Origin of the sequence: Limnobacter sp. SAORIC-690, from assembly GCF_002954425.1 — a bacterium.
Taxonomy (GTDB): Bacteria; Pseudomonadota; Gammaproteobacteria; order Burkholderiales; family Burkholderiaceae_B; genus Limnobacter; species Limnobacter profundi.
Window position 1 is genome coordinate 855145 of the sequence record NZ_MQVZ01000001.1, and the last position, 6093, is coordinate 861237.

8 protein-coding genes and 1 pseudogene are annotated in these 6093 nt (G+C 48.8%); 1 reads left to right on the top strand and 8 read right to left on the bottom strand.

What is annotated here, in order from left to right; all coding sequences use genetic code 11:
- Positions 1–2: 2 nt before the first annotated feature.
- Both BSZ31_RS04035 and BSZ31_RS04040 read right to left on the bottom strand, forming a co-directional pair.
- Positions 3–547 (bottom strand): annotated as a pseudogene (locus BSZ31_RS04035) (lipocalin family protein).
- Between the two features lie 70 nt (positions 548–617).
- Positions 618–1490 carry an AraC family transcriptional regulator gene (locus BSZ31_RS04040; RefSeq protein ID WP_105027657.1) on the bottom strand — a complete coding sequence of 291 codons (873 nt, stop codon included), beginning with the start codon at positions 1488–1490 and terminating at the stop codon, positions 618–620.
- A 209-nt stretch (positions 1491–1699) separates the two neighbouring features.
- On the opposite strand from BSZ31_RS04040, the gene BSZ31_RS04045 reads away from it, so the two are divergent.
- A complete protein-coding gene (locus BSZ31_RS04045) occupies positions 1700–2437 on the top strand; it encodes an SDR family oxidoreductase (RefSeq protein ID WP_105027658.1) in 738 nt (245 codons plus the stop codon).
- A 1-nt stretch (position 2438) separates the two neighbouring features.
- On the opposite strand, the gene BSZ31_RS04050 is transcribed toward BSZ31_RS04045, so the two are convergent.
- From BSZ31_RS04050 to BSZ31_RS04075, 6 genes are all read right to left on the bottom strand, one after another.
- Positions 2439–2801 carry a hypothetical protein gene (locus tag BSZ31_RS04050; RefSeq protein WP_146106589.1) on the bottom strand — a complete coding sequence of 121 codons (363 nt, stop codon included), beginning with the start codon at positions 2799–2801 and terminating at the stop codon, positions 2439–2441.
- Between the two features lie 50 nt (positions 2802–2851).
- Positions 2852–3310, bottom strand: coding sequence for an SRPBCC family protein (locus BSZ31_RS04055; RefSeq protein ID WP_105027660.1), 459 nt, complete (start codon positions 3308–3310; stop codon positions 2852–2854).
- Between the two features lie 79 nt (positions 3311–3389).
- Positions 3390–3914, bottom strand: a complete 525-nt coding sequence (locus BSZ31_RS04060; protein ID WP_105027661.1) for a nucleotidyltransferase domain-containing protein — start codon at positions 3912–3914, stop codon at positions 3390–3392.
- Positions 3915–3931: 17 nt separating this feature from the next.
- Positions 3932–4684 carry an NYN domain-containing protein gene (locus tag BSZ31_RS04065; RefSeq protein WP_105027662.1) on the bottom strand — a complete coding sequence of 251 codons (753 nt, stop codon included), beginning with the start codon at positions 4682–4684 and terminating at the stop codon, positions 3932–3934.
- Between the two features lie 42 nt (positions 4685–4726).
- On the bottom strand, positions 4727–5317 hold the full coding sequence (locus BSZ31_RS04070) for a LysE family translocator (protein ID WP_206018641.1): 591 nt from the start codon (positions 5315–5317) through the stop codon (positions 4727–4729).
- Between the two features lie 221 nt (positions 5318–5538).
- The coding region (locus BSZ31_RS04075) for a DNA alkylation repair protein (protein ID WP_206018545.1) at positions 5539–6093 on the bottom strand (555 nt) is incomplete at its 5' end.

Consider the following 6093-nt stretch of genomic DNA (forward strand, 5'->3'; position numbering starts at 1 on the left):
GTTTAACTGCCTTGCGGCGACAGTTCAAGCTTGTTCAAATCAAAACCTTTGGCTTTCAGGCGTTGCAGCAGTGCATTGTATTTTGCTTTGTCCACTTGTTGCGTGCGGGCCAATACCCACAGGTATTCACGGCTGGGTTCGCTCACAGCCACCAACTGGTATTCCGGATCCAGGTCGATCACCCAGTATTTACCCCACACCATCGGCAACCAACTTAACCACGCAGGTGCAAAACGCACTTCCAGCTTGGGCGACTTTAAACCGCCAATTTGACGAGCTTGGCCCTCGCTTCATCCATGTCGCCGCTGGCCAGTTGGCAACGGTTCAATACTTTCACGGTGCCGTCATTTTGTAATGAATATTCGGCGCTGGTGTTGCGCACACATTGCTTCTGAAAACGGTTGGGGTATTTCGCGATTTCAAACCAGGTGCCCATGTAACGGGGAACATCCAGCGATTGAATGGTTTGCAGAGGTGGCGCAGTTTCAGCAGCAAAGGTAGGGAATACAGCACTGATCGAAATCAAAAAAGAAAGCACCAATTTCATCGCGAACCCCAGGATTAAATGATTGGAAAGTTTGGCACATTATTCAGTGCATTTACGAAAAACCAGGAAGTTACGACATACTCAAAATTGACTGACCATGCTGAGTTTCCTGCACAGGTGTACGACCAAAGTACCGCTTGAATTCCCGACTGAATTGTGACGGGCTCTCGTAGCCCACCATGGCCGACACCTGGGATGCATTCACACCTTTCCTGATCATCAATAGCCGAGCCTGATGAAGCCGGATCGCCTTGATGTACTGAATTGGTGTACTGGAGGTGACCGACTTGAAATGCACGTGAAATGTCGGAATGCTCATATTGGCCTCTTTGGCCAAGGTAGCCACATCGAGTGCACGATGGTAATTTGAATGAATCAGTTTCAATACTTTTGCCACCCTCGACAAATAATGGTCAGAGGAGAAAGCAAGACGCAAACTTCGGCCTTGCTCGCCCGTTAAAACCCGGTAGGTGATTTCCTTGATGATCGAAGGACCCAGAATCGTTGAATCATTCGGGGACTCCAGTATTTCAAGTAACCTGAAGACAGCATCATCAAGCTTGGCATCCACGCGGGAAGCGAACAACGGCGGGAGCTCTTCACCTTGGTCTAAAACAGACTCTTTCAGGTTTAGCATGAGTTCTGCCGCCAATGCAAAATCCACTCGAATGATCAAACCCAGAAGTGGCTCTTCAGCGGTGGCTTGGGTTTCAACTTCAAAGGGAAGGGGGACTGACACCACCAAATAGTGGTTGGCATCGTAGGTGTAAATTTTTCCGTCATGAAATCCACGTTTTGTGCCTTGGACGACAATCACAATACTTGGCTCGTAGAGGGCCGGCATTCTGGCCAATGCGCCGTTGCAACGCATGAAGGTCACCCCATCCAGCGCGGATTCGGAATATCCCTCAGCGGTCGCCATGCGCAGAATCATGGCAACCATCCGAGTCTGCCTTGACCGAGAAAATGTGTCAGTCATATTAACCACCTTCGCCAACTTACCAATGTCCTGTCAAAGATATCACTCGCAGTCCGCAGGAATTTCAAAAACATATTTATAGGCAATATCCCAAGAGGAATCTGTATTTCCGAAACCTGATGCGGTGCCCAATATTGAGGCTCATCTTTGAATGTGATCGAGGAGATTTTGTGATGCAACAATCATTGGCAACGAAGACAGTTTTAATCACGGGTGCAAGCAGCGGAATTGGTGAAGCCACAGCAAGGTTGCTGAGCGAGCAAGGTCATCGAATAGTCATGGGCGCGCGACGCACAGACCGACTTCAATCGCTTGCAGACAACTTGAACTGGAACGGCGGTCAGGTGGTGTATCAACAAGTCGATGTGACCAAACTGACCGACCTTCACAAACTTGTTGAATTGGCAATCCAAACCTATGGCGGCGTCGATGTCATCGTCAACAACGCCGGAATCATGCCGCTTTCTCACCTGAATGCCTTAAAAATTGACGAATGGAATCAGATGATCGATGTCAACATCAAGGGCGTGCTGAATGGAATTGCAGCTGTCTTGCCGGTCATGAATGAACAGAAGAGTGGTCAGATCATCAATATTTCTTCAATTGGTGGACTTTATGTGGTTCCAACCGGTGCGGTGTATTGCGCTACGAAATACGCGGTCCGAGCGATTTCTGATGGCTTGCGGCAGGAGAACGACAACCTGCGTGTCACTTGTGTTTACCCGGGTGTGGTGGAATCTGAATTGACCAACACGATCAGCGACCCCACTGCGGCCACTGCGATGAAAAGCTTTCGGAAAATCGCATTGAAGCCCGAGGCAATTGCAAGGGCAATCGCACATGTCATCAATCAGCCTAGCGATGTGGACACCAGTGAGATTGTCGTGCGCCCCACAGCGTCGCCGGCTTGAATCAGATCCAGCGATTCACCGCTTCGGCGGTGTCACCGGGATTGGTATTGAAGCAGATTTTCGCACTCGGCGCATGCGCATGGATGGAGTTGATGATTTTCTCAAACAGCAGATCTTGCCTGGCGCGCAGTTGGGCAATTTCATGGCGCTCGGCATAACGCACATTGCTGGTGAAACCCTGAAGTACCCAAGTACCGCGCTTGCTTAGCTGGCTTGCAGGGCTGTTCACCACGTTCAGCCTTTGTACGGCATCAACAGGCGCCCACAATTGCGTGGCAACGGGTAACTCGCCATGGGCCCTCGTGGCCGCCGATGAATGAGTAGTGATTGTGCATGTGGGGAGCGGGATATCAGTTTGAAACATCAATATCCCAGCATGCCCCACGCCGGTCAAGCACTTAACGACAACTTTCCTTAACCGTGGTCTGGAATGTCAGGCTCAACCAGCTTTGCCAGTTGCTCAAGCGATTCTTGCCAACCCAAATAGCACATCTCTACGGGGATGACTGAGGGGATTCCTTCCTGCACAATGCGTAGCTCCGTTCCGCATGACACTGTTTTCAAGTCAACGGTGACAACCATTTCCCCTGGCAGATTGTCGTCGTCAAAACGATCTGTGCTTCTGATTCGCTGATTGGGCACCAATTCAAGATACTTCACTGCAAAAGTGTGGCTGCTGCCGGTGCTGAAGTTGGTAAATGACATGCGGTAGCCACCACCCTCGCGAACATCGATTTCATGAATGGTGCCCGTAAAACCATAAGGTGGGCTCCAGTACTCCAACGCACTTTGATCGGTGAACGCCTTGTAAACCCGTTCTGCTGGCGCGCGCAATACCCTGTGCAACTTTACTGTGCCTGTGTTGTTCGACATCGTCATCTCCTTGAAAATTGTACCTACCTCAATAGTCGAATGGGGTACGGCGAAATCGACAGGTGCACAACAAATTTGTTTAGCGGGTATCGAACCGATTTCTCAAACTGCTCACAGTGTTGTCACCTAACACCTCACAAACAAGCGCGTAGGAGAAAACATGTTTATGTGGCCATTGCGCGAATGGCACTTCATCTTCGTAATAAAAGTAGTCCCAGAGAATTGCTGCCCAGCTGTTGCAGCGAATTTGTAATTGATCAATCACTCCTTCTTTTGCCATAGGACAGGAACCTGCAGGTGTATCCTCAATCTCGTAAACTGAATGATTGAGATATGCGGGTTCGCAATCAAGAAGCACCTTTTCGACAGTTACCAGAAAACCGTATTCGGTGAACTCTGTAATGCTACCGCCCAATTGATGAATCAGTGTGTCGAACTCATCTCGTCTATCTGCAGGAAAGGTTAGGTCAATATCATCGTGCTGTCGGGTTACTCGACCCAAACGGGCATCAATTGCCCAGCCACCGCTTATCCAAAGAGGCAAATCAACAACATCAGCGGATTCAAAAATTGTTTTGATTAAAGGAATGTGCAGATGATTCATTACAGGCCATCACCAATTCATGCTGCCCCAATCGCAGTTTTCTTCACCTTGTTTCGGACATAAATTCGAGTTTCTCGACGTTCCATATCAAATAAACCTATTGCTTGAACCAGATCGCTCAATTTCGAGAACCCATAATTTCTAGCGTCAAAGTCGCTCGCTGTTTTAATCACATACGTGCCAACCGGCCCCAAGTGAGTCCATCCCGACTCATCAGAACATGCATTAATCGCAGAGCGAATTAAGTTCACCAGTGCAGAGTCACAACGAAGTTCTTTAGCTGATTTTGGCACTAAAGCGAGTTCTTGCTGACCCCCCAGCTTCTTGGCAAAAACCTCTGTGTAGATAAATCGATCACAAGCTGATACAAAGGGGCGTGGCGTTTTCATCTCACCAAACCCGTAGACCTTCTTGCCTGCCTCTCGAATTCGCGATGCCAAACGGGTAAAGTCACTGTCACTGGATACAAGACAGAAGCCTGCGAAATGTCCAGTGTAGAGTAGGTCCATTGCGTCAATAATCATTGCGCTATCGGTTGCATTCTTGCCTGTCACGTATCGAAACTGTTGAATGGGCTGAATCGAATGTTCAAGTAGTACCTGTTTCCAAGGCCCAAGATTGGGGGTGGTCCAATCACCATAAATTCGCTTGACACTGGCTACACCCAAAGTAGCAACCTCGGCGAGAAGTCCCTCAATAATTGAAGCATTGGCATTGTCTGCATCGATCAGAACAGCCAGTGAAGGATTTAAATCAGTGTGGATGCTCAAGAGTTATCCTTGGATTGAAACCTCAATTTTATAAAAGGCTTACTACATCGCCTTTCGTTGCTCTGCTGCCAAGCGAATGGCCATTGCAGCCAGGACAGTGCCCATGACGTAACGTTGCACATTCAACCAGCGTGGATTTCTTGCGAACCAAATTGAAATGCGGGCAGCCGAGAGCACTATCGCAAAATTAACAGAGAAGCTAACCACAATCTGTGTGATTCCCAAGTGAATACTTTGCGTAAACACTGAACCATATTCAGGGTGAACAAACTGGGGAAAAATCGACAAGTAAAAAACCGCTATTTTGGGATTCAATAGATTGGTTACGAAGCCCATGATAAATAATCTTCTCGGTGAATCCTCATTCAAGTGTCGAATTTCAAAGGGAGACCTCGCGCCAGGCTTGACCGCTTGCCAGGCAAGGTACAACAGATAAGCTGCACCAATCCATTTCAGAACTTCGTACGCAAAAGGTATAGCCAAGAACAGTGCCGTCAAACCAGCTGCAGCGGCAAGCATATGAACTAAAAATCCTGCGATCACGCCAAGTAATGACAACACCCCAGCTCTTCGCCCTTGGCAAATAGATCTTGATATCAGATAGATCATGTTCGGACCAGGTGTCAATACCATGAGCAGTGCAGCACCTGCGAACAAAATCAGTTCATTGAAGGGAATCAATTTATTACCTCTTCTCTGTATATTTACCGATAATTACACACACCAACACCGACGGTGCAAGCGCTGTTGCCGCGTAATTGTGCCACGTGCAATCCACTGTTGCCGCTTGATTCAAAATTTTAAACTTTGTAGATAACCTTCATGTTACGCAGTAACCCAAACATGGTCTAAAGCTACACTGCCTTCGCCCTGCTCCTGATTTCCAAAGCCCGGGCATCGCCCTTCTTCGCATGGTAACGCACCGCATGGCGCACCACCCACTTCAATTCATTGGACGCATTCGCCTTCAGCCAACGCTCACAGGTGGAAAAGGCAATCTCTGGGTGGTCTTTGGCGATATCCCCAAGATGGTTGGCCACACTGCGTCGCACATACAACGACTCGTCGTTTTTCAGGTATTCGAGTATGGGTAATGTGGGCTGCGGGTTTGCGACAAACGACTGAATCCGCCTTCCCCACGGCAGCTTGGGGCGTGTGCCCTCACTGCACAACCGCCTCACATGCGGGTTGGGGTCACTCAGCCACTTGCTAACCTGTTCCAGGGTGCGCATTTGATGGTGAATGAGAAAAGGTCGAATGGCAAATTCTGCCGTAAACCGCATGGTGAGTTCACGCAAGGCTTGCATGGAGATATCGAAGGGATCGTTGCCGTCGTTGTAACCCGGGTCCAAACCGAAATCGGCAATGAAAAAACTGTGTGGCAGGTAGAAAAACCCAGCCAGCCCGGT

What these genes read in the sequence shown, in the direction of transcription:
- BSZ31_RS04040 (WP_105027657.1), bottom strand. Translation starts at nt 1,490, where the DNA reads ATGGTTGCCATGATTCTGCGCATGGCGACCGCTGAGGGATATTCCGAA.
- BSZ31_RS04045 (WP_105027658.1), top strand. Translation starts at nt 1,700, where the DNA reads ATGCAACAATCATTGGCAACGAAGACAGTTTTAATCACGGGTGCAAGC.
- BSZ31_RS04050 (WP_146106589.1), bottom strand. Translation starts at nt 2,801, where the DNA reads ATGTTTCAAACTGATATCCCGCTCCCCACATGCACAATCACTACTCAT.
- BSZ31_RS04055 (WP_105027660.1), bottom strand. Translation starts at nt 3,310, where the DNA reads ATGTCGAACAACACAGGCACAGTAAAGTTGCACAGGGTATTGCGCGCG.
- BSZ31_RS04060 (WP_105027661.1), bottom strand. Translation starts at nt 3,914, where the DNA reads ATGAATCATCTGCACATTCCTTTAATCAAAACAATTTTTGAATCCGCT.
- BSZ31_RS04070 (WP_206018641.1), bottom strand. Translation starts at nt 5,317, where the DNA reads ATGGTATTGACACCTGGTCCGAACATGATCTATCTGATATCAAGATCT.